The sequence below is a fragment of the Pseudoalteromonas sp. NZS37 genome, assembly GCF_015864265.1.
Taxonomy (GTDB): Bacteria; Pseudomonadota; Gammaproteobacteria; order Enterobacterales; family Alteromonadaceae; genus Pseudoalteromonas; species Pseudoalteromonas arctica.
This window is the reverse complement of sequence record NZ_JADYXL010000004.1, coordinates 349,692-370,883: the sequence shown is the minus strand read 5'-3', so window position 1 is coordinate 370,883 and position 21,192 is coordinate 349,692. Positions and strand designations below refer to the sequence as shown.

Sequence of the window (21,192 nt, the reverse complement as noted above, 5' to 3'; positions counted from 1 at the left end):
TAATATTGTTTTGCCTCGGTCTCAATATACACAGCACTTAATAACAACTGCTTTAAATTCTTAAGAGTACTAATATATGACAAAACTAAACCACCCCGTATCAAACCTAAGTGTGGCTGCAATAAACACAGCCTCGCCTTTGGGTCATATATTAAAAGTAGCCGCTCCACTACTCGATAGCTTATTAGGTATAAATAAACTGCGTGATATATACCTCTCTAATAATTTATCGGGTTTAGATAAGCAGGAGTTTAGTGAAAAGCTTTTAAATGTATTGGGTATTAATGTACTTGGCGCACAAGGTGTTATTAACAAAATACCTAAACAAGGCCCTTGCATAGTAGTATGTAACCACCCTTATGGCATGATTGAGGGCGTAATAATTGCCAAATTACTCACCCATTATCGTAGCGATACTAAAGTAATGGCTAACGTTGGTTTAAAAATATTTACAGAAATTAAAGATTATTTTATTTTTGCCAATCCGCTAAAACCAAAAGCAGCTATTAATACCAGTGCAATTAAACAGTGTTTTAAACATGTAAATAACGATGGTTTACTTGTGGTTTTTCCTGCTGGCAGGGTTTCGTTTTTTCAATCAAAAAAACAACGTGTAACCGACGGTCAATGGAATCGCTTAGCGGCTCAACTAGCCTTAAAAACACAAGCCCCTTTATTACCTGTGTTTATTAGTGGTCAAAATAGCCCTATGTTTTACAATTTGGGACGTATTTACTACCGATTTAGATTATTAATGCTAATACGTGAATTACTTAAAATTCAAAAAAGGTCCATTAATTTAGGTGCTGGTAATTTACTTACACCCAAGTTATTAAATAAATTTGAGAAAACTGACGACATTAACGATATTGCGCGCCTGCTTTGCTATTTAAACGATGAACGCTTTGTAACACCTTGGCAAGAAGATGCCCAGTCAATGCAACTAAAAGCGATTATGCAGGATGTTGATAAAACAAAAATGACGAGTGAAATTGCTAGCTTACCAAGCGAGCAGCACTTATTAGACTTTAAAAGTTACTCCGTTTATTACGGTTATCAAGATCAAATACCTAATTGTGTTGCTGAAATAACACGCCTTAGAGAAATAACCTTTCGTACATTAAACGAAGGAAGCGGCGAGCCATGTGATACCGATAAGTTTGACGCAACTTACATGCATTTATTTATTTTTGATCATAAAAATGAAGAGATCATTGGAGCTTATCGAATTGGACAAACTGATTTATTACAAAAAAATAGCGACGTGAGCGCCCTTTATTTATCGCAAATGTTTAATTTTGAACCCTCTTTTATTAATCAACAACAGCCGTGCTTGGAAATGGGTCGCTCGTTTATAGTTCAAAAACATCAAGGCAGTTACCATGGCTTATTACTGCTATTTAAAGGGATCGGTGCGTTTATGGCGCAAAACCCACGTTATAGGACTTTATATGGCACGGTTTCATTAAGTAAGCTTTACGACCCTCGTTCTGTCGCAATTATTGACCATGCTATGGTTAATAATAAACAAGGTGTTAGCGCCAATACGCCTTTTAATAATAAAATTCATCCAGAGTTTGAAGACTTTATTAGTGATCACACGTTAAACATAGATCATGTATCAACATTGGTTATGGGAATAGAAGAAGATAAAAAAGACATACCAATTTTATTAAGGCAATATCATAAGCTAGGCGCTCAATTTCATTGTATGGGAATTGACAGTAACTTTAATCACACCCCAGGATTACTTTTAAGTGTGCACCTACCAAGCGCACCTGAAAAGCTACTTAAGCTCTATCTTGGCGATAAAAAAGATGGTTATATAAATCACTTATAATTTTTATCGCTGTATTAATACAGCAGGTAAAATACAGTTAACAAAAAAGTCGATGTAATTAATTACATCGACTTTTTTGTTTTTAATTATGTAATAGTTATAGCTATAAAAATATTTAGTTAAGCTGCAGCCACTTTTAAACAACTAATGCTGCTAATGAGCTGAGACTGCTTATCAAAATAATTAAAGCGTATAGTGTTACCAACTTTAATATGGCTAATACTGACTGTCATTGCATCTTCTCTTTGCATATTTACACCATATTGGCCTTGCTCGGCTTTGCTGTAATGAAATGCTAAAAACTGCTCACTTGCAGGATATCTTAAGTCAATAAATTGTTTAAATTGTTGTTTACGCTTTTGTGTCACCGTTTCTAGCTCAACGCCAGATGACGTTGCAAGCGATTCAACTTGGCAATCGATTAATTGTTTTGTGTCCCACCGAACAAAAGCGATGTGACTATTATTTAGCGATAATTTATCCGGAAAAATACACAATTTAAAAGGTGCATAACCCGATAAATCCATATTTTTTAATTGAGACAATGCAGGGGTATTATTGCTTAGTAAATGCGGGATTAAGAGGCCTCTGCTGTGCTTTACGGCAGTTATATCAAATGCACTTTGATAATCGTTTAATAAAGCTAATGTTTGCCCCCAATGCGATACACCAAGCCAAGTACCACCCCCTTGCGGATCGATAGGGTAAATTGCGTTATCTGTGTGCTTACTTGGGGCGATTGCCATTTCTCGCGTTTTTTGTTCATCACGATTAAAAAACAACTCGTAGCCATCATCAGTTAGGAAGTAACTTAAAGTGCACATATTAACTTTGCAGTGATTTTAATTGGCTTTGTTGGCTTTTTTCTCTCAAAAAAGTGGCTGTACTTGGTGCTAACCCAAAGTTCTGGTCGAATGATGCTTTTTGTGCAAAGGTAATTTGTGAAATCATCGCATAGTGATGTACTGCATGGCTTCCTACAAATATAAGCTCTCGTGCTAATGAGGTTGTTACAGTTTGTACATTTTTACTTTTAATTGATACTTCGCTTGAAAGTAACAGCGGTTTATTAAAATCATCTGTACTTAGCTGTTCAATCCACGATGCTATCTCGGCAATTTTTTTTATAGCTTCGCAGGGATTACTTTCAATATTACTGCCGCGTAGGCGACTATCATAATCAATATTATTTATACCAAAGCCCGTCATTAAAGATTGGTAATGATCGATAATGTGGCGCATATGTGACCCAGCTGAACTAATGAAATTAGGAGCAACGATTTGCGAATAATCCTCTTTAGTTACACTTTCAAGATAAGCATGTCCTTGAGCGAGTATTTCTAACTGACTATTTAACATTGAATCGGTTTTCCTCATTTATAATTTCGTCGTATATGCATACATAACGTTAGATAACATTTTGAATAATGCAATTTTGCATTGTATAAATAACTAGAAAGCTGTTCTTACAATAAAATTTCAAAATTTATGCAGTAATACATTTTTAAATACAAAAGTAATTAATGAAAAGCTAGATAATATAGAGGGAATATTAGTAGATGTAAAAGCAAATGGCGCTCTCGGTAGGGATCGAACCTACAACTCAGCCTCCGGAGGGCCACGTGATATCCATTTCACCACGAGAGCACATTTGTTGCCTCCACACCAACTCGCGATATCAGTGCTTTAGCATCAGCAATGATAAAGAGATCTTTAAATAAATACCAGTAACATCAGCTTATATGCTTATTAATTAAACTCTTTTAAATAAAACACTTCACAATGGCTTAAAAACACGCTATTTATTCTTATTGAATAAGAAACAGTAACGGTTTAGCAACATTGAAACTATGATTGTCGCTGTGCGGATTAATTTAATACGAGGAAATAATGATGAGTTTAATGTCTACTGAGCAAGTTGCTGAGTTTTTAGGTGTAAAAGTAGAGCGTGTAAAACGTCTTTCTAGAGAGAGTTTATTAATTGCTAAATCAGAAGATGAAAATGGCGAACCACAATTTGATACAGCCGAAGTAACTAAATACAAAGAGCTAGCCGAGCGCTTTGGTGGCCTTTAACATCTATAAAAAGTATTATTAACGAGTTTAGTTAGCTGCGCGCGTAACATTACAGATTTATTAGTTATGCCGCGCTCTTCGTACCAGCCAATACATAACACTAAAAAAAACAGCTTATAGTAATTCAGCTTATCTATTGAAAGATCAAACGTTTTTGTTTTATCGATGCTATTTTTATAGTTATTTAACAATGCACTTTCACTGCTCTCATTAAAATTAAAGCTCACTGCAAGGGCTGCCAAATCAAAATACACATCGTTAGTTTGTGCGTATTCAAAATCAATTAAATACATACCTGAAGCATTTACAATAATGTTGTCTTTTACTAAGTCGTTATGACAAAAACCTGCATTAAATGACATAGCTGTAACTGCTTTGAGTGCCTGCTCTATTTGAAGTTTATATTGCGTATATACGCCGGTGTTTTGATAAAAATGAAGCTCTTTAGCTATATCCATTGGCACGGTAGACACTGTGTAATTGTGCACTTGAGCAAGTTTATTAATAAAGCTAAGCGTTATATCCGATTGCGCGCTCTTGCCTTCAATATAATTAAATACCGCACGACCGTTTTTTTTATCAAGCCAAATAGGCGCTGGACATATATTAAAGTCACTTAAAAAGCGCTGCGCTTCAAGGCCGTCACTTGGCCAATGGCTTTTATAACACTTTAACAAATACCCTTGTTGCTCGGTACGTATTAAAAAGTTATCGTTACTAAAGCCATTAAGTAATCGCTCGCTTGAAACAATGCTTGTAGGCTCTATAAACGCACTACACATTTTTACTAACTGAGTATGCTCAATCATTGATTAAAGCTGTGCTAGAGGCTTAGCTTGGCTTTGTTCGTACTCTTCGTACCAAGTTTTAAAGCCCCACGCTGCCATAATGGTATAAAATATAAAGAGTGCTAGCGTTGGGTAATAACCTTTTTCGTAATATAAATACATAGAAGCTGCATCTATAACAATCCAGTACAGCCAGTTTTCGAGGACTTTTTTAGCAACTAAGTAAGTAGTTACTACTGCAAAGCAAGTTGTAAAGCTATCAAGATAAGCAAAATCAGCATGTGTATAGTTTTGCATAACGTAACCAATAGCTATTGCAGCTATAGTTGTTAAACTAATTAAAACAGCATGGCGGTTCATCGACCACGATGTAATATTTAAATTTGCAGCTTTGCCTTTACGCCATACAACCCATCCAAATACAGCCATATACATATAATAAAAATTAAGTAATGACTCCATAAGTAATGCACCATTCCAGTACATTATTGTATAAATGAGCGTGCTAAAAAATGCCGCTGGCCAACACCATAAGCTTTCTTTTATTGCTAATAATAAATAAGCCATCGACAACCCTACCGCAATGTACTCCCAATGCGACATTGCTGTAAAACCACTTAAGGTTTGTGTTAAAAAGTCCATATTATGCAGTTACCGTTTAGTTGTGCAGATTGTTATACCAATCTGCTTATATACGGGGTCTATTTAACGTTAAGGGAATTACGCTAGAACTAGGCAAAAATTTTTGTATCTAGTTGTTCTAAATAAAAAATTTTTAACGACGTTATAGTGCAATTTAATTCGTTAAATTGATCAAAGATTTATGCAGGTTGGTATTATAGGTTATTCAGGCGATAAGTCGCCAGAGAGAAACTTACATACAAAAATAGCTTTACCAAATTCTTCATATGAGCGCTTAATTTCGGTATTTAACACCTGCATTACTAAATCGTAATCACCAAAAATTTGCGTTGATAACGTGTTAGTAATCACTTTTAAATCATCGTATTCGTTTAATCTGTCAATAAAGCCCTGAATAAACGGGATATAATCTTGGTGAAGTGGGTATTTACTGATCTCTACTGATAATTTCATTTTTGACTCTTTATTTTAATTACCGATTACAACAAGTCATTCAATGCTAGAGCCGTTATTAAATACAGTGTAAAATCGCTGCAACACTCAATTGAAATGAGCTTAAAATGGCACGTAGAATAACCTACAAATATAAAAACGAACCGCGCGAGATTAATTTCGCTAAAGATAAATACCACGACATGTATCAAGCAATTGCTGCCGCCGAAGGTATTGATCTAACTAATTACTTAAGCATGGTACAGCAAATAGAAATGACCTCAAAAGGGTCTGCTTCTGTTCGTAACTTTCGCGACCAAGAATTTGCCCGTATGGGCTTTAGCGACGTTTACTTTATAAAAGAGTAAATACCGCTTTATAGCTGTATTAACGCTGATACTCATAACTTACGCGCGGTGTAATATTACATAATAGCTCGTAAGGGATAGTATCAGCGCATAATGCTATTTCTTCAACTGGTAGCTCAGGGCCCCACATAGTGACTCTGTCGCCCACTTTAATATTGTGCTCATTAGCGCCTATATCTACGCTAATCATATCCATAGCAACACTGCCAACAATACCATAACGCTGCTTACCAATTATTACTGGTGTGCCCTCTTTAGCGTGCCGAGGATAACCATCGCCATAACCCATAGCCACAACAGCTAATTTGGTTGGTTTATCGCTTTTCCAACGACCACCATACCCTACCGCCTCATTCGCTGGTACATTACGCACCGCAATTACGCGCGTAGTTAAGCGCATAACTGGTTTTAATTTGTGTTGTTGCCCAATACTATTTGCCATTGGCGATACGCCATATAGCATAAGCCCAGGGCGTACCCAATCACCATGGCCGCTCGGCCATGCAATAATACCAGCAGAATTTGATAAACAATGTGCTTGGTCAATACCATTCACTAAGTTATCAAATAACGTGATTTGTTGAACCGTTTTGGCATTATCAACATCATCAGCACACGAAAAGTGGGTCATTAAATTAACGGTATTTTTGGCGTTAGGTGTTTTTTGTAAGCGGTTATAAAACTCTTCAAACTGCTCTGGCGCAATACCTAGTCGATGCATACCTGTATTTACTTTTAACCAGCATGTTATTGGCGCATCGAGCTTTGCTTTTTCAAGCGCGGCTAATTGGTATTCGTCATGAATAATAGTTTGAAAGTTATTAGCGAGTAAAATAGGTAAGTCGGCTTTGTTAAAAAAGCCTTCTAGTAAAACTATTGGCTTTGTTAAGCCCCCAGCTCGAAGGGCAAGCCCTTCATCTATACGCGCCACAGCAAATGCGTCAGCATTATTTAAATGCTGCGCAATCGTTACTAAACCATGCCCGTAAGCATTTGCTTTTAGCACCGCCATTACTTTGCTGTTAGGTGCAAAGCACTTAACTTGCGCTAAATTATGCGCAAGTGCAGCTAAATTAATTTCAGCAGTGGCTAAGCGCATTAGTAATCGTCATCTACCGCTGGTCCCGCGTAATTATCAAAGCGAGAAAATTGACCTTGGAATGTTAAACGCACTTTACCAATTGGGCCGTTACGTTGTTTACCTATGATAATTTCGGCAATACCTTTGTCAGTACTGTCTTCGTTATAAACTTCATCACGGTAAATAAACATGATTAAATCGGCATCCTGCTCTATCGACCCTGACTCACGTAAATCTGAGTTAATAGGACGTTTATCGGCACGTTGCTCTAGCGTACGGTTAAGCTGCGAAAGCGCAACAACCGGACATTTTAGCTCTTTTGCTAGTGCTTTAAGTGAACGTGAAATTTCAGCAATTTCGAGCGTTCGGTTATCAGCAAGGCTTGGTACACGCATTAACTGCAAGTAATCGACCATGATCATACTAATGCCACCGTGGTCGCGGGCTATACGCCTTGCACGTGAACGCACATCGGTAGGTGTTAAGCCCGACGCATCATCAACGTACATTTTACCTTTTTCCATCAACAAGCCCATTGTTGATGAAAGTCGTGCCCAATCGTCATCATCTAATTGACCAGTACGTACCTTAGTTTGGTTTATACGGCCAAGAGACGCTAACATCCTCATCATAATTTGTTCTGAAGGCATCTCTAGAGAGTAAATTAATACTGGTTTGTCTTGAGTCATTGCGGCATGTTCTGCAAGGTTCATCGCAAAAGTGGTTTTACCCATTGATGGACGCGCTGCAACAATAATTAAGTCAGATGGCTGTAAGCCCGTCGTCATTTTATCTAGATCGGCATAACCTGTACTTACACCCGTAACACCATCTTGTGGTGATTGATAAAGCTCTTCTATTTTATCAACGGTTTTTTCAAGGATGCTATGAATGCTTTGCGGGCCTTCATTATTTTTTGTTCGTTGCTCAGCTATTTTAAACACTTTGCTTTCGGCAAAATCGAGTAAGTCGTGACTGGTACGCCCTTCGGTGTTAAAACCCGCTTCTGCAATTTCGTTCGCTACGCCAATCATTTCACGTACAACAGCACGTTCGCGTACAATACTTGCGTAAGCGTCAATGTTAGCAGCACTTGGCGTGTTTTTAGCTATTTCTGCTAAATAAGCAAAGCCACCAATTCCTGCCAGTTTATTATTTTTTTCTAAACTTTCAGAAATAGTGATTAAATCTATCGGATCGCCAATCTCAGCAAGTGCCGTCATCGCCTCAAAAATTAACTTGTGCGTGCGGGTATAAAAATCCTGTGATACAACAAGCTCCGCTACGCGGTCAAAAGCTTGGTTATCAAGCATTAAGCCACCTAAAACAGATTGTTCAGCTTCTATTGAATGGGGAGGAACTTTAAGTGTATCGACTTGCTTATCTGGTTTGGCCATAACTTCACAGTAGTAAAATTGAATGGCTCTATTCTATCGACTTGAAGGGGCTGTGCAAATAGAAAAGCAGGAAATCTTTTCCTGCTTTTTGTAATCGTGAAAGTGAATGAGCGTTATTTAATACGAAGCTCTATGCGTCCACTAATTGTATCCATTTCAACATTAGCATTACCGCCATTAATGCTAAATTCTAAATCACTGGCTGGGCCGTATTTAGCTTTACTGACTTTATCGCTAGTAACTTTATTAATGATTTTGCCATTAGCGTGCGCTTTAATTTCAAAATTTGCAGATACGCTGTCAGGAAAGTAAAAATCACCATCGCCACTTACCGATTCAAAACGTACATCACCGCCTTTTAAAAGCTCTTTAATATGTACTTCGGCTTCGCCATTCACCGTGTTAATACGTAAGTTTTTAATTGACGATAGCGTAAAATCTATATCGCCATTTACATTTTCAAGGCGCACATCATTGGCGCTTGAGGTTGATTTAATATCGCCATTAACAGCGCTAAAACGTAGTTCACCACTTGATTTTCTATCGTTAATTTCGCCATTTACGGTTTCAAATTGAATATTACCACTTAGGTTTTCTGCATTTACATCACCATTTACGGTGGTGAGCTTAATGTTGCCAGTAATATCATCTACCGTAATTTCGCCATTAACCACGTCAACTTCAGCGCCATTTTTTAGCTCTTTCGCAGTCACCGATACATTAACGCCAGCAAACTCTAAACTACTGCTTTTAGGCATAAATATGGTTAAGCTTGAGCCATCGCCATTATTACCCCAATTTGATTTACGTGGCATTTTTACAATAAACTGAGTTTTATCACCATTTGTTTTAAGCTCATAACCCTCGGCTTTGTCATCAAGCTCGCCAGATACTTTAAATTCGTTTTTATCCCAGCCTGTAATATGTATATCACCGCGTTGGTTTTCAATAAAAATAGTGCCGCCACTTGGTACGTCTATTTGCTTATCTATTTTTTCACCCGCTAATACCGCCAACGGAAATAAGCTCAGTCCTAATAAAATCGCTTTCATGTCGTACTCCTAAATGTGCTGCCAACGTGGCGCGTGCACCTTGTTAATTAAATCAAGTTGTTGTTGATATATTTGCGCTAACATTGTTAGTAGCGCTTGGTTTTGTGGCTCATTTTCAAGAACTTGCTTTATTGCTTGCTCTGCGTTTTCAAGCTCTTGTAGCTGCGTTTGCCAGTTAGTGGTCAATGCTTCTTTATTTTCATATTCAACCAACAAACTGTTTTTTTGCGCCGAAAAGTAATCACTTATAGCCACTACGGGTTGTGGCTTGGGCGCTATAACAATTAGATTTACAGCAATTAAAGCCGCTAATGTGCAGGCAGCTATTGCTGTTAGTTTTGGCCAAATAGCAGTTCCTTTTAGGTCCTGCTTATTACTAACCATTGCTCGCTCAATTCCCGCCCACAGGTCTTTTTGTGGCGTAATGTCTTTATCAAGCGTGTTTAATGACTCATTTAAATAGTCGTCAAAATTTGGTTTATTCATTTTCATACCACTCTTGTAGTAGCTGCCTAGCACGATGATATTGCGATTTACTTGAACCAACAGCCATACCTAACTGCTCGGCTATTTCCTCGTGCCTGTAACCTTCGATTGCAAACAACACAAATACCATACGTGCGCGCTCAGGAAGCCTTACTATTAATTTATCGAGACCATTTAAGCCTTTGCAGTCATTAGCTGATTGCTCATCCATCCCGCAGTGTTCAATGCTCACTACTTTTTGCAGCCAATTTTTTTGCTTGCGTAAGTAACCAATTGCTACATTACTTGCAACACTGTAAAGCCAAGTAGAAAACTGCGAACGCCCATCAAACAATGCTATTTTACGCCATACCTGTACAAACACTTCTTGGGCTGCATCTTCAGCATGCGCTTGGTCGGCTAATAAACGTAAACATAAACCGTAGACTCGTTTTATATGTAACTCATAAAGCGTTGTGTATGCGCCTTGATCACCTGATTTAACACGCTCAATGAGTGTAGCTTCGCATAAAGGCGTTTGTTCGGGTTTAACGTGTAACATCCGTGATGTCGCCTTTTAATTATTATTATTGAGTTAGTGTATTGATAAGTTAGACGTAATAACAGTTCGAAAAGGTTTAAAGGGAATAAAAAAATAATTGAATAAAAAAGGGGCTTGTACGAGGCTTTATACCAATTCGCTTAATTAAGTGATCTATTTTGAGGATGGAAAAACGTGTTGATAGCTAGACAAAAAATTCGCCATTTAGTTGTTCTCGGCAATTGCTCCTGCATTGCTCTACCTTCTGCATCCATGCAGTCGTAAATGAGAATTTTTTAACACAGGTAGCGACACGTTTAGCCCCGCAAAATGATTAAGTATTATTGCGGATTGATATTATTTAACTGTGCCCTTAACTAATTAAAATTAGCCAAATTACAGACACAAAAAAGCCGTGCTAATAGCACGGCTTTTGTCGCTTAATTAAAAATTAAGCTTCAGCGATTACGATTACTTTAATAGTAGCCGTTACGTCTGAGTGAACTGAAATTGATACGTCAAATTCACCTGTCTCACGGATAGTACCTAGAGGCAAACGAACTTCTGACTTAGCAACTTCAACACCAACAGCTGAGATAGCGTCAGCGATGTCACGAGTACCGATTGAACCGAATAACTTACCTTCGTCACCAGCTTTAGATACTAATGTAACTTCTGCTAATGCTTCTAGTTTTTCAGCGCGTGCTTGTGCAGCAACTAACTGTTCAGCGATTTTCGCTTCAAGTTCTGCACGACGAGCGTCAAACGTTTCAATGTTAGCTTTAGTCGCAGGAACTGCCTTACCTTGAGGGAAAAGGAAGTTACGTGCGAAACCAGATTTAACTACAACCTGTTCACCTAGGCTACCTAGGTTAGCGATCTTATCTAGTAGAATAACTTGCATGTTTCTACACCTTTTAAAAACTGTTAATCCGCTGCTTACTTATGTAAGTCAGTGTATGGAAGAAGGGCTAAGTAGCGAGCACGCTTAATAGCAGTTGCTAGCTGGCGCTGAAATTTAGCGCTAGTACCTGTGATACGGCTAGGTACGATTTTGCCACTTTCTGTAACATAGTTTCTAAGAGTAGCTAGATCTTTGTAATCGATTTGTTTTACGCCTTCCGCTTTAAAGCGGCAGAACTTACGACGTCTGAAATAACGTGCCATGAGATTAATTCCTCAAATAATTCTTTCTATATGCTGAGCATGCAAAACCAATTGGCTAAGGCCGTTACGACCTTCGTGGCGATTTAAAAAACCACTCACTTGCAATGCCTGCCCAACGTGCAAATGTTGAGTCTGTTGTTGCATTTGCTTTCCACTGGCAACTACCTGAAGCCTCACGTAACTATTACGGTTAAGGTCTGCTTCGGTTTGCATCGATTTATGTTCTACAACAAAAATACAATGCGGGATGCCAGCAGGGCTTTGGCTAAACTTGGGAGTTTTACAAACTACCCCAGATATAACCAGCTGATTCATATATGGGCTAACCATTATAGTAACTGCTGATTACATGCCATGCTAGGACTCAAAACAATTAAGCAGCTGGTGCTTCTTTCTTCTCTTCTCTTGCAAGAGGAGACGCTTCAGTTTCAGCAGTTTTAGTGCGGATAACTAAGTTACGAAGCACTGCATCGTTGTAGCGGAAAGTAGTTTCTAGCTCGCTGATTACTTCAGTTGGTGCTTCAACGTTCATAAGAACATAGTGAGCTTTATGAAGCTTGTTAATTGGGTAAGCCAATTGACGACGGCCCCAATCTTCAAGACGGTGGATAACACCACCAGCTTCAGTGATAGAACCAGTATAACGTTCGATCATACCAGCAACTTGCTCACTCTGATCTGGGTGAACCATGAATACGATTTCGTAATGACGCATGGATATTCCTTACGGTTAATAGAGCCTTCTACCGTTTCGGCCGGTCGGTTTAAGGCAAGGAATTAATAGTTTAAAAGCCGAAATGAGCGCGCATTTTACGCTTAGACGGATAATTAAGCAAGCAGGTTTTTTAAGCTTTTATAGATAAGAGTTAAAAGGTAATTATTACGAGCTTCGCTCGTCGCGTCAGCAAGCTGCTCGCCTACCGAAAAAGTTAAGCACAGAGTGCAATGTCTCTTGTAGAAGCCGAGCTTACTCGCGTGAAAAGCGATAGCTTTTAATTGCTTAAGCTGTATGTTTACCCCGAAAATATAAACATTTACTCAAGCTTAAAGCCGTGCAATTATTAAGCAATATATTATTAAATAAGGATATTTATGAAGCTCTTACTATCGCTTGTATTAATACTTACTTTTAGTACACCATTTTTAAGCCACGCAAAAACCAATACAACTGACATAACCGTTGGTAAAAAAGTCATTCTGCAGTCAAAAATACTTAACGAAGACAGACCCATTAAAATTTTCATACCTGACACTGTAAAAGACGATCAGCCGCTTTATGTTATTTATTTACTTGATGGTGTTGAGCACTTTCATACGGTGTCTGGTGTTATTAAATCCCTTGTTGATTACGAGCAGATACCTAACGCAATGCTCGTTGGTATTGATACAACTAACCGTGTTCGCGATTATTTACCAAAAGTAGGAGGCGAGCCTAAAACAGAGTTTCAAACTTTTGTTAAAAACAAATGGCCTGACGCAGGACAAACCGACAAGTTTTTAAACTTTGTGTCTGATGAACTCATGCCTTATATAAACAGTAATTACTCAACTAACGGCTACAACACCTTAATTGGCCACTCTAATGCAGGTACTTTAGCGCTTTATACTTTAGTTAATCAGCCTGAGTTATTTAATAACTATATAGCTATAAGCCCAAACAGTTGGTGGAGTGATGAGGAATTAAAAAATAATATTATAAAATACACTAAAAACCCTAAAGGTGATCAGTCGTTATTTATTAGTGTAGCAAGCGAAGGAGCACGCTTTTATACAGGCGTATTAAATACTTTGATAAATTTAGAACAACAAACGCCCTCGCAGCTTAAATGGGAATATAAACATTATCCCGCTTTTACTCATATGGGCACTATACTACCAGCGCTTAGCGATAGCCTAATTCACTTATTTAGCGACCTAATATTTAAGGTTACTGACGAGCACGGAAAGTTTGCTGATGTATCGCTCATTACAGGTTATTACCAAGCACTTAGTGATAAGTACGGGTTTGAGCTTAAAATTCCACAAGATGTATACGTAGAGTTTGCTCATAGCCAGCAAAAGTTTGGTAATACAGCTAAAGCTATTACCACGCTTAAACACTTTACTACCCATTACCCAAATGCAACTTATTCTCACATGCGTTTATCGCAAGGGTACACTGCAGACAAACAGTTTAAAGAAGCCGTTACCAGCATGAAACACGCACTCGAGCTTGCAAAAGAAAACAAAAAAGACCCGCTGTTAATTGATGCGCTCAAAGATATGGTGAATGAAGCACAAAAGAATTTGTAACTGATTTAACGCAAAGCGCTTTTTAACTAACGATAGTAATTACGAGCTACGCTCGTCGCGTCAGCAAGCTAAACGCCTACAGGTAAAATTAAGCTCAGTGTTAAACTTTGCATGTAGGCGCCGAACTTGCTCGCGTGAAAAGCGCGGCTTTAAATATGTTCAAAACTATTTTAAAACAAAAAACCGATGTTTAAACTAAACATCGGTTTTTTATAATAACTAGTAAATTTAAAATAGGTTTCGAGTTAAAAAACGCTCACTCATTTATTTACAAGTGTTTTTTAAGAAACTCAGTAACCTCTTTGTATTGTACTTTTAAGCTTTCTGGGTCATCAAAAAAGTGTGTTCCGTCATCAATTTCAACATACTTTATATCTAAATTTCGCTTTGCTTTATCATAAAAATATTTTGATTGTCGATAGTCAACTCTCGTATCTTTTGTCCCATGGATAAGTAAAAGTGGGGCTTTAATTCGGTTAATCATATTGATTGCCGAAACCTCAGATAATGCATCAACGGCTTTACTATCAGTCATATCAACAATATTACCTAGGTAGGCATCTTGTCGCTCTTCATCTTCAACTAACCCTTTTAAATCCGATATTCCAGAAATACTAATAATACATTTAAAGCGATCGGGCTCTTGCCATGCAGCTGTTAATGCAACATAACCACCATAACTTGCGCCATAAATACATGCATTATTTTTTGATGTTAATCCGGTTCTAGTAGCCCAATCCATTGCATCATATACATCTTGTTGCATACGTTTACCCCACTGATAATAACCATCAGTTTCAAAAGCACTACCAAAACCTTCTGAGCCCCTGAAGTTCACTTGCAATACCGCATAACCTAAACTAACTAAATATTGAAGCTCTCGATTAAAGTATTTGTAGTCTCGACTATGAGGCCCTCCGTGAGGCATTACAATTAGCGGCGGAGTTTTAACCCCTTCTGGTTTTGTAAAATAGCCTGAGATTTCAGCTCCATCGCTCGCTTTAAAGCTATAGTTTTGCACTGGTACAAATTTATTACGTGCTAAATAAGGAAATTTAGATAACCAAGCGCCGCCTTTCTTTGTGTTTAAATCAAAATAATAATAAGTAGGGCTGACTGAATCACTTATTACATTTACAAGAATTCGTGTTCTATCTTTACTACGGCTAACAATACTAGCTTGCTTATCACCAAATAAATTAGCAACCATAAGCTCTTGCTTACCGTCTACCTCTGAAAAATAATGGCTCTTGTAGAAATCATCATAGTAGCCAACCCCTATAAAATCGCCCTCACTATTAACGATTGCATTATTTATATCGTATTTATCATTACTATAAACAAGCTCTTCAAACTCCCCTGACTCGATATCATATGACCATAAAGCTTGTCTGTGTAATACACGATCAGAAAGGACGTAAGCTTTTGTACCATCTTCATTAAGGCCTTGGATGGAGAAAGTACTATCTTCACCCAAAATATGGGTATGAATCATTTTTAATGCTTCATCTTTCTTTGCTCGATACCATATTGAAGCAATAAACTTATCATCTTTTTTATCAATTGCGATCCCCAGGCGTAAAACTCCCTTAGGGTCTGCATACCAACTTCCAATATTTTCTTTATTCCTCTGAATTTTATCAAAACTAGAATCACCTAATTCAACTTTAAAAACAGAATAAGCTTTATCTTTTTCATCAAACGTTGACACTAGCGCGAAATCTGGCTCATTTTTAAGTGAGGAAACGAGTCTGAAACTCTGATATCTATACCACCTATATTCAGAAAAACGTCGCGTAGTTAGCATTTTACTTTCATTGGTTTCAACATTGATCGAATATAACCTTGAAACTCTCATGTATTGACCATTGACATATTCAGGGTAACTAGCAGAAACAATGATATATTTATTACCTGACCAACGAATAAAGTCGACTCTGTCTTTATCTTTTTTGAGACTTGCTAATATATTGAATTCGATACTAGGAAATTTAGCTAAACTAATAGTAGGACCTTCAGCAGTATTATAAAGTGTTGCTATCATTTCTCCATTTGGCGATATTTGTGGTTGCTCTACCATTGGAAGTTTAGCGTAAGACTCCCACGGTTTATCTTTTGCATGAACTACAGACGCAGTTAATAAAAAAAATAAGAGTGTTATTTTTAACATTTATTTCTTCCTTAAAATTTAGTAAAAACTTTTTATCATATTTAATGTAAAAATAACAAAGTTTACCGAAAAAACATACAAAGTAAGTACTTAATTTATTTTAATAAAAAACCGATGCTTAAATTAAACATCGGTTTTTTATTAAAAGCGAATAACTAACCGCTTTTCTCGTTGGGTTTTGTTTCACTCAACCTACATCACTTTCCTATCGCTTCTTTGGCGAACAGGTGCTTGATTGGCCCAAGATTATCAACTAATGATAGCCCTACTCCACGAATAAGTTTTTTAACTGGGTTTGCACCTTCAAATAACTCTTTTAACCCTTGCATCATAGCTATGTGCTTTTGTGCATCGAGCTTACGAGTGCGCTCGTAATCGCGCAGTGTGCGAGTGCTTGCAAACTCCTTGCTATCGCTTGTTAAAAGCTCAATTAAATAAGCCGCATCTTTTAGGCCTAGGTTCATACCAAGCCCTGCAAGTGGATGGATTGTATGTGCAGCATCGCCAATGAGTACCACTTTGCCTGAAACCCATTGCTGGGCGTAGCGCATTTTAAGTGGGAAAGCAGTGCGCGCACTTTGCACTTCACACAGCCCGCATTGACCATCAATTGCAGCCATTACGGCTTTATTAAAGGCGGTGTCGTCCATTGCTAATAATTCATCACAATGATTGGGGCTGGTAGACCACACAATTGAATGAGTATGCTCATCGCTCAATGGTAAAAACGCGAGTGGCCCTGTTGGTAAAAAGACTTGGCGTGCGGTGTTTGCATGTTGCTCTTTAGTTTTAACTGTCGCGACTAGCGCATGGTGATCGTAATCTTTAAAACTAAGCGCCATATTAAATTGTTTACGTATAGCTGAATTTGCACCATCAGCCGCCACCAGCAGTTTTGCAATAATTGGCTCGCCGCTTTTAAGTGTTATAAATACATCAGATTCGCTTTGATGTATTTGCTGATACTGTGTATCAAACATTAGTGTTGCACTGCTTTGTTGCTCTAGCTCTTTTATAAGCGCAAAGCGGATAATGTCGTTTTCAACAATATGGCCTAAATGTTCAAGCTCAAGTTGCTCGTTATTAAACGCTATTTTGCCAAAGCTGTCGGCATCACGTACATCCATATGTGTATAAGCGCACGCTCGCTGTGCGATAATTTCGGGCCATACATTTAATTGTTCAAGCAAGGTTTGGCTTGCAATGCTTAACGCACTTACACGCAAACCATATTCGTCAGTTGGTAACGCTTGTGTTGGTGCGCCGTCGAGTACAACGACGCTTATATCGGCTTTTGCCAATCCAAGTGCTAGTGTTAGCCCTACACAGCCGCCACCTACAATACAAACCTGTGCTTGCTTCATAAACGCCTACCTTGTTTAACTTGCCCCATTAACTGTTTAGCTAATGGCGCTTTTAATGCGGGAAATAAATCCATCGAAAACAACCCAATACTGCGCCCCAATGCGAGCACTCGCGATGAGTTCGAAAAAAGCCTAACAAGTGCATCGGTTAAACTCATTACGGTTTTTATATCATCACTGCGCTTTTTTGAATATTCACGTGTAAACGCATAGCTGCCTAAATCGTGTTGGCTATTTGCTATTAAATTACTAAGTACTTGTACGTCGCGAAGACCTAAATTAAAACCCTGCCCTGCGATAGGATGAATCGCATGTGCAGCATTACCAATAACCACTGTACGGTGCGCAGTTAAAGACTCAACTTGCCCGTAAACGAGCGGGTAACTCGTGCGCATGCCTACTTTAGTAAATTGACCACCGCGATAACCAAACGCGCTTTGCAGGGCACTTAAAAAGCCTTGTTCACTGAGTGCCATGTGCTGTTCAACCTGATCTTGGTTCATACACCACACTAACGAATAACGGTTATTGCTCATGGGTAATAACGCCATAGGCCCGTTTTGTGTAAAACGCTCAAAGGCATGATTATTATGCCCACCAGCCACTTCTACATTAGCAATAATTGCGCCTTGTTCATAAGGCTGGGTATTAAAACCAAGCCCAAGTAAACTACGTGTTGGTGATTGTGCGCCATCAGCAATAACCAATAGCTTGGCGTTTAATTGCTCGCCGCTTTGTAAGGTGAGTGTATTGCTATGCAAAGTTTGCTCAATGGCAATTACGCTATCGGGGCACAAAAGCGTAATATTTGACTGCGTTAAACGCAGGTGAAGCGCTCGGCCAAAAGGGTTAACTTCTACTACGTAACCAAGTGAGGGCTTAGCAAATTCGTCGCAATTAATGTGCGCTTTGCCAAAGTGGCCTCTATCAGACACGCTCACTTTTTTGATTGCTGCGGTGTAAGGGGCATTTTGCTCAAATAAATTGAGGCTTTGTAAATACTCTACCGATTGCTGAGCAAGTGCAATGCTTCTGTCGTCAAAGCTTGGGTGGTAGTCGCCGGTTACTTGATTAGCTTCTACAACGGCAATATTTAACGCGGGATTAGTTTTAGCCACACTTAATGCGCAGCTTGCTCCCGCTAAACCACCGCCAATAATAACTACATCAAACTGCTTAGCCACTTTACTCTCCGAGCTTTATACGTTTTTAGCACTTTGCATAAGTGCTTCTATATCGCTAATTTTTTTAGGTACGCTTAGGGTCAAGTTTTCATGGCCGGTTTCGGTAACTAGCAAGTTATCTTCGATACGAATGCCAATGCCTTTGTATTTTTGCGGTGCGCTTGAGTCTTCGCTTATATAAAGCCCTGGCTCTATGGTGAGTACCATACCCGGCTCAAATGCACGCTCAGCGTTATTTACTTTGTAATCGCCAACATCATGTACATCTAAACCAAGCCAATGCCCAAGCCCGTGCATGTAATATTCTTTACACGCACCTTTTGCCATTAGCTCGTCAAAGTCGCCAATTAAAATACCTAAGTCGAGTAAACCTTGGGTCATTACTTCCATTGCTAGTTTATTAGCATGCGACATATAACCACCGGGTTTTACCTCATCAAAAGCAACTTCTTGCGCTTTAAGTACAATATTATAAAGCGCGGCTTGCTCTTCGCTAAATTGACCATTTACCGGAAATGTACGCGTTATATCAGCAGCGTAACCTTGTAACTCACAACCGGAGTCTATAAGTACTAGGTCACCACTTTTTAAAACATCGCTATTTTGTGTGTAATGTAAAATATTGGCGTTGTCGCCACTACCAACAATTGTGCCGTACGCAGGATGAGGCGCACCGTTCATTGCATAATGATGATGTAGCTCTGCTTCTAGCTGAAACTCTGTGGCACCCGCATGCGAATAACGCATAGCGCGCATGTGCCCTCGCGCACTAATTTCACAGCCTTCTCGCATAACATCTATCTCGCTTGGCGATTTAAACAAACGCATTTCGTGGATAAGACCGCGTATTTCTTTTAAATTACTCGGTGCTTTGAGGCCTTTTCGAGAGCCACTTCGAAGGGTACCTAGTAACGAAAACACTTTGGTATCAAATGAGGGGTACGCACCTTGTGCAAAATAGAGCGCATTTTTTGCATTTAGCATATCGAGTGTTTTATCGTTTAATTCACTTAGCGGGTAAGCTTCATCAAACAGGTAGTCACTTTTAGCTTTATCAAAGCCAACTCTGCGGCCATGCCAAATTTCTGCAAGCTTGTCTTTATTTAGGCAAAATAAAGTACTGGGTGCATCGCTGTTATTACAGAGTACAAGTACGGCGTCGGGTTCGTTAAAGCCAGTTAAGTAAAAAAAGTCGCTATCTTGTCTAAATGCATATTCGGTATCGCGGCTGCGCGTCACTTCGCTCGCAGCGGGAATAATAGCAACGCTATTTTCATCCATTTGAGCAAGTAAGCGCTCGCGACGTGCTTTAAATTCTGACTTTTGTACTTCAACCATTATTAACCAACCCGTTTTACTTTTTAAAAGTTAATGAAGTGTTTTTTTAGTACTTTGCGTGCTTTGCTCTTTACCAAGCTCTGCAAAACAAAGTAGTGCTGATACACGCACATATTCAATCACTTCGTGCAGCGCTTGGCTGTCTTCTTCGGTTTCTTCAAAAGTAGTATCTAGGCGAGTGATTTCGCTAAAGTCAGTAATAACCTCTTTAACATCACTCGATAGTTTACCGTAGTCTTTTTGCTTTAAACCAAAACCAAGCATAAAACCCGCTACCCATGATACGAGGCCATTAGCCTGATCGATGAGTGTTTCGTCGTCGCTTGGTAAAAATAAATCAAACTGAAATTCATCATCATTAAAGCTCGCGACTACTTGCTTATAAATAGTGCCAAAAAACTGCTTTAAATCGTTACTAAACGATTCACCATCGTTAAACACATCACTCAAAAGGCCTAAGTATTCTTTGTCGTCAATGGTTAAACCACACGCAAGTAAACCACTAATCACACCATGCGCTTCAGCAGGTGATACAAATATTTCGTTTTTTTCTAAAAGCAGTTGAGCTTTTTCGTAATCGGGTAAATCGTTCATAATCGAATCTTCGCTTTGCAAGTTAAGGCAATGCTACCACTCGATAAAAAGCAACTCCAATTAATTGTATGATCAAGCTCAAAAACCATGCGATAAAGTAAATGATGAGTTAAAGGTGCGGAAAAACTAAGCGAACGATATAATTTTTTACGTTTGGGGTTTAAGGATTGGATTATGTCTTATATACTTAAATTGTTCCCTGGGGTACCGGAGCTTAGTTAAGTCCCTGAGCCGATAAATTTTATACCAGGGTTTCTGTTCGTCTACTATTGTGCAGGCTCGGCATGTACCGAGAAGCCTACGGTAAACCGCAGATTCCCGCCCTGAAACCTTCTGGTTTCAGGACTGAAACCGAGTACCGTATCTTGGGGAACACCTTTTTAGCAAACCCTCGCCTTTAA

23 protein-coding genes, 1 tRNA gene and 1 other RNA gene are annotated in these 21,192 nt (G+C 38.7%); 5 read left to right on the top strand and 20 right to left on the bottom strand.

The window, feature by feature from the left end; translation table 11 throughout:
• The first annotated feature begins 76 nt into the window (after positions 1-76).
• Entirely contained in the window at positions 77-1,840 is a 1,764-nt protein-coding gene (locus I6F47_RS10025) for a lysophospholipid acyltransferase family protein (protein ID WP_197183765.1), read from the top strand.
• A 119-nt stretch (positions 1,841-1,959) separates the two neighbouring features.
• Here the strand turns inward: I6F47_RS10025 and I6F47_RS10020 are convergent, their stop codons facing one another.
• The 3 genes from I6F47_RS10020 to I6F47_RS10010 all read right to left on the bottom strand — a co-directional run bounded on the left by I6F47_RS10020 (position 1,960) and on the right by I6F47_RS10010 (position 3,487).
• On the bottom strand, positions 1,960-2,664 hold the full coding sequence (locus tag I6F47_RS10020; protein WP_197183764.1) for an NRDE family protein: 705 nt from the start codon (positions 2,662-2,664) through the stop codon (positions 1,960-1,962).
• Between the two features lies 1 nt (position 2,665).
• Positions 2,666-3,199 carry a hypothetical protein gene (locus tag I6F47_RS10015; RefSeq protein WP_024589710.1) on the bottom strand — a complete coding sequence of 178 codons (534 nt, stop codon included), beginning with the start codon at positions 3,197-3,199 and terminating at the stop codon, positions 2,666-2,668.
• 213 nt (positions 3,200-3,412) lie between these two features.
• A tRNA-Arg gene (locus I6F47_RS10010) sits at positions 3,413-3,487 on the bottom strand.
• Between the two features lie 246 nt (positions 3,488-3,733).
• Between I6F47_RS10010 and I6F47_RS10005 the strand changes: the two genes are divergently transcribed.
• Positions 3,734-3,916, top strand: coding sequence for a hypothetical protein (locus tag I6F47_RS10005; protein ID WP_007587299.1), 183 nt, complete (start codon positions 3,734-3,736; stop codon positions 3,914-3,916).
• On the opposite strand, the gene I6F47_RS10000 is transcribed toward I6F47_RS10005, so the two are convergent.
• The 3 genes from I6F47_RS10000 to I6F47_RS09990 all read right to left on the bottom strand — a co-directional run bounded on the left by I6F47_RS10000 (position 3,913) and on the right by I6F47_RS09990 (position 5,799).
• On the bottom strand, positions 3,913-4,725 hold the full coding sequence (locus tag I6F47_RS10000; RefSeq protein ID WP_197183763.1) for a phosphotransferase: 813 nt from the start codon (positions 4,723-4,725) through the stop codon (positions 3,913-3,915). The genes I6F47_RS10005 and I6F47_RS10000 overlap by 4 nt on opposite strands.
• A gap of 3 nt (positions 4,726-4,728) precedes the next feature.
• Positions 4,729-5,346: a nicotinamide riboside transporter PnuC gene (pnuC, locus tag I6F47_RS09995; protein ID WP_182195042.1), complete on the bottom strand. Its 618-nt coding sequence runs from the start codon at positions 5,344-5,346 to the stop codon at positions 4,729-4,731.
• A 201-nt stretch (positions 5,347-5,547) separates the two neighbouring features.
• Entirely contained in the window at positions 5,548-5,799 is a 252-nt protein-coding gene (locus I6F47_RS09990) for a hypothetical protein (RefSeq protein WP_007587304.1), read from the bottom strand.
• 107 nt (positions 5,800-5,906) lie between these two features.
• On the opposite strand from I6F47_RS09990, the gene I6F47_RS09985 reads away from it, so the two are divergent.
• The gene (locus I6F47_RS09985) at positions 5,907-6,146 is read left to right on the top strand and encodes a DUF2960 domain-containing protein (RefSeq protein WP_007587305.1); all 240 of its coding nucleotides are present in this window, start codon (positions 5,907-5,909) and stop codon (positions 6,144-6,146) included.
• 19 nt (positions 6,147-6,165) lie between these two features.
• On the opposite strand, the gene alr is transcribed toward I6F47_RS09985, so the two are convergent.
• From alr to rpsF, 9 genes are all read right to left on the bottom strand, one after another.
• Entirely contained in the window at positions 6,166-7,245 is a 1,080-nt protein-coding gene (gene alr / locus I6F47_RS09980) for an alanine racemase (protein ID WP_007587306.1), read from the bottom strand.
• Positions 7,245-8,624 (bottom strand): replicative DNA helicase, encoded by a 1,380-nt coding sequence (gene dnaB / locus I6F47_RS09975; RefSeq protein ID WP_007587308.1) that lies wholly within the window; start codon positions 8,622-8,624, stop codon positions 7,245-7,247. Before dnaB ends, alr begins: the two co-directional genes overlap by 1 nt.
• 113 nt (positions 8,625-8,737) lie before the next feature.
• Positions 8,738-9,676: a DUF4097 family beta strand repeat-containing protein gene (locus tag I6F47_RS09970; RefSeq protein ID WP_165735845.1), complete on the bottom strand. Its 939-nt coding sequence runs from the start codon at positions 9,674-9,676 to the stop codon at positions 8,738-8,740.
• 9 nt (positions 9,677-9,685) lie between these two features.
• A complete protein-coding gene (locus I6F47_RS09965; protein ID WP_197183762.1) occupies positions 9,686-10,168 on the bottom strand; it encodes a hypothetical protein in 483 nt (160 codons plus the stop codon).
• Entirely contained in the window at positions 10,155-10,703 is a 549-nt protein-coding gene (locus tag I6F47_RS09960; RefSeq protein WP_197118040.1) for an RNA polymerase sigma factor, read from the bottom strand. The genes I6F47_RS09965 and I6F47_RS09960 overlap by 14 nt, the downstream gene beginning before the upstream one ends.
• A gap of 430 nt (positions 10,704-11,133) precedes the next feature.
• Positions 11,134-11,586, bottom strand: a complete 453-nt coding sequence (rplI, locus tag I6F47_RS09955) for a 50S ribosomal protein L9 (RefSeq protein WP_002962755.1) — start codon at positions 11,584-11,586, stop codon at positions 11,134-11,136.
• A 35-nt stretch (positions 11,587-11,621) separates the two neighbouring features.
• Positions 11,622-11,849 carry a 30S ribosomal protein S18 gene (gene rpsR / locus I6F47_RS09950; protein ID WP_007378475.1) on the bottom strand — a complete coding sequence of 76 codons (228 nt, stop codon included), beginning with the start codon at positions 11,847-11,849 and terminating at the stop codon, positions 11,622-11,624.
• A 12-nt stretch (positions 11,850-11,861) separates the two neighbouring features.
• On the bottom strand, positions 11,862-12,179 hold the full coding sequence (gene priB / locus I6F47_RS09945; RefSeq protein WP_004588456.1) for a primosomal replication protein N: 318 nt from the start codon (positions 12,177-12,179) through the stop codon (positions 11,862-11,864).
• Between the two features lie 43 nt (positions 12,180-12,222).
• A complete protein-coding gene (gene rpsF / locus I6F47_RS09940) occupies positions 12,223-12,564 on the bottom strand; it encodes a 30S ribosomal protein S6 (protein ID WP_007378473.1) in 342 nt (113 codons plus the stop codon).
• 377 nt (positions 12,565-12,941) lie between these two features.
• Here rpsF and I6F47_RS09935 point away from each other — a divergent pair, with 377 nt between their 5' ends.
• Entirely contained in the window at positions 12,942-14,141 is a 1,200-nt protein-coding gene (locus I6F47_RS09935) for an alpha/beta hydrolase-fold protein (RefSeq protein ID WP_197183761.1), read from the top strand.
• A 268-nt stretch (positions 14,142-14,409) separates the two neighbouring features.
• Here the strand turns inward: I6F47_RS09935 and I6F47_RS09930 are convergent, their stop codons facing one another.
• The 5 genes from I6F47_RS09930 to I6F47_RS09910 form a co-directional block, all read right to left on the bottom strand.
• Positions 14,410-16,311 carry an alpha/beta hydrolase family protein gene (locus tag I6F47_RS09930; RefSeq protein WP_024608972.1) on the bottom strand — a complete coding sequence of 634 codons (1,902 nt, stop codon included), beginning with the start codon at positions 16,309-16,311 and terminating at the stop codon, positions 14,410-14,412.
• Between the two features lie 197 nt (positions 16,312-16,508).
• Positions 16,509-17,675, bottom strand: a complete 1,167-nt coding sequence (locus tag I6F47_RS09925; protein WP_101216069.1) for an FAD-dependent monooxygenase — start codon at positions 17,673-17,675, stop codon at positions 16,509-16,511.
• A complete protein-coding gene (gene ubiH / locus I6F47_RS09920; RefSeq protein WP_197183760.1) occupies positions 17,672-18,859 on the bottom strand; it encodes a 2-octaprenyl-6-methoxyphenyl hydroxylase in 1,188 nt (395 codons plus the stop codon). Before ubiH ends, I6F47_RS09925 begins: the two co-directional genes overlap by 4 nt.
• 15 nt (positions 18,860-18,874) lie before the next feature.
• Complete coding sequence (gene pepP / locus I6F47_RS09915; RefSeq protein WP_197183759.1) at positions 18,875-20,197, bottom strand: Xaa-Pro aminopeptidase; 1,323 nt, start codon at positions 20,195-20,197, stop codon at positions 18,875-18,877.
• A 30-nt stretch (positions 20,198-20,227) separates the two neighbouring features.
• The gene (locus I6F47_RS09910; RefSeq protein ID WP_007587323.1) at positions 20,228-20,791 is read right to left on the bottom strand and encodes a UPF0149 family protein; all 564 of its coding nucleotides are present in this window, start codon (positions 20,789-20,791) and stop codon (positions 20,228-20,230) included.
• Positions 20,792-20,984: 193 nt separating this feature from the next.
• Between I6F47_RS09910 and ssrS the strand changes: the two genes are divergently transcribed.
• Positions 20,985-21,167, top strand: a non-coding RNA gene (gene ssrS, locus I6F47_RS09905) — 6S RNA.
• Positions 21,168-21,192: the final 25 nt, after the last annotated feature.

Excerpts from the sequence above, each read along its gene's own strand:
- alr (WP_007587306.1), bottom strand. The coding sequence starts at position 7,245 with ATGCGCTTAGCCACTGCTGAAATTAATTTAGCTGCACTTGCGCATAAT.
- I6F47_RS10000 (WP_197183763.1), bottom strand. The coding sequence starts at position 4,725 with ATGATTGAGCATACTCAGTTAGTAAAAATGTGTAGTGCGTTTATAGAG.
- dnaB (WP_007587308.1), bottom strand. The coding sequence starts at position 8,624 with ATGGCCAAACCAGATAAGCAAGTCGATACACTTAAAGTTCCTCCCCAT.
- pepP (WP_197183759.1), bottom strand. The coding sequence starts at position 20,197 with ATGGTTGAAGTACAAAAGTCAGAATTTAAAGCACGTCGCGAGCGCTTA.
- I6F47_RS09970 (WP_165735845.1), bottom strand. The coding sequence starts at position 9,676 with ATGAAAGCGATTTTATTAGGACTGAGCTTATTTCCGTTGGCGGTATTA.
- I6F47_RS09930 (WP_024608972.1), bottom strand. The coding sequence starts at position 16,311 with ATGTTAAAAATAACACTCTTATTTTTTTTATTAACTGCGTCTGTAGTT.
- I6F47_RS09925 (WP_101216069.1), bottom strand. The coding sequence starts at position 17,675 with ATGAAGCAAGCACAGGTTTGTATTGTAGGTGGCGGCTGTGTAGGGCTA.
- rpsR (WP_007378475.1), bottom strand. The coding sequence starts at position 11,849 with ATGGCACGTTATTTCAGACGTCGTAAGTTCTGCCGCTTTAAAGCGGAA.
- priB (WP_004588456.1), bottom strand. The coding sequence starts at position 12,179 with ATGGTTAGCCCATATATGAATCAGCTGGTTATATCTGGGGTAGTTTGT.
- I6F47_RS09960 (WP_197118040.1), bottom strand. The coding sequence starts at position 10,703 with ATGTTACACGTTAAACCCGAACAAACGCCTTTATGCGAAGCTACACTC.
- I6F47_RS09985 (WP_007587305.1), top strand. The coding sequence starts at position 5,907 with ATGGCACGTAGAATAACCTACAAATATAAAAACGAACCGCGCGAGATT.
- I6F47_RS10015 (WP_024589710.1), bottom strand. The coding sequence starts at position 3,199 with ATGTTAAATAGTCAGTTAGAAATACTCGCTCAAGGACATGCTTATCTT.
- rplI (WP_002962755.1), bottom strand. The coding sequence starts at position 11,586 with ATGCAAGTTATTCTACTAGATAAGATCGCTAACCTAGGTAGCCTAGGT.
- I6F47_RS10005 (WP_007587299.1), top strand. The coding sequence starts at position 3,734 with ATGAGTTTAATGTCTACTGAGCAAGTTGCTGAGTTTTTAGGTGTAAAA.
- rpsF (WP_007378473.1), bottom strand. The coding sequence starts at position 12,564 with ATGCGTCATTACGAAATCGTATTCATGGTTCACCCAGATCAGAGTGAG.
- I6F47_RS09990 (WP_007587304.1), bottom strand. The coding sequence starts at position 5,799 with ATGAAATTATCAGTAGAGATCAGTAAATACCCACTTCACCAAGATTAT.
- I6F47_RS10025 (WP_197183765.1), top strand. The coding sequence starts at position 77 with ATGACAAAACTAAACCACCCCGTATCAAACCTAAGTGTGGCTGCAATA.
- I6F47_RS10020 (WP_197183764.1), bottom strand. The coding sequence starts at position 2,664 with ATGTGCACTTTAAGTTACTTCCTAACTGATGATGGCTACGAGTTGTTT.
- I6F47_RS09910 (WP_007587323.1), bottom strand. The coding sequence starts at position 20,791 with ATGAACGATTTACCCGATTACGAAAAAGCTCAACTGCTTTTAGAAAAA.
- I6F47_RS09965 (WP_197183762.1), bottom strand. The coding sequence starts at position 10,168 with ATGAAAATGAATAAACCAAATTTTGACGACTATTTAAATGAGTCATTA.
- I6F47_RS09935 (WP_197183761.1), top strand. The coding sequence starts at position 12,942 with ATGAAGCTCTTACTATCGCTTGTATTAATACTTACTTTTAGTACACCA.
- pnuC (WP_182195042.1), bottom strand. The coding sequence starts at position 5,346 with ATGGACTTTTTAACACAAACCTTAAGTGGTTTTACAGCAATGTCGCAT.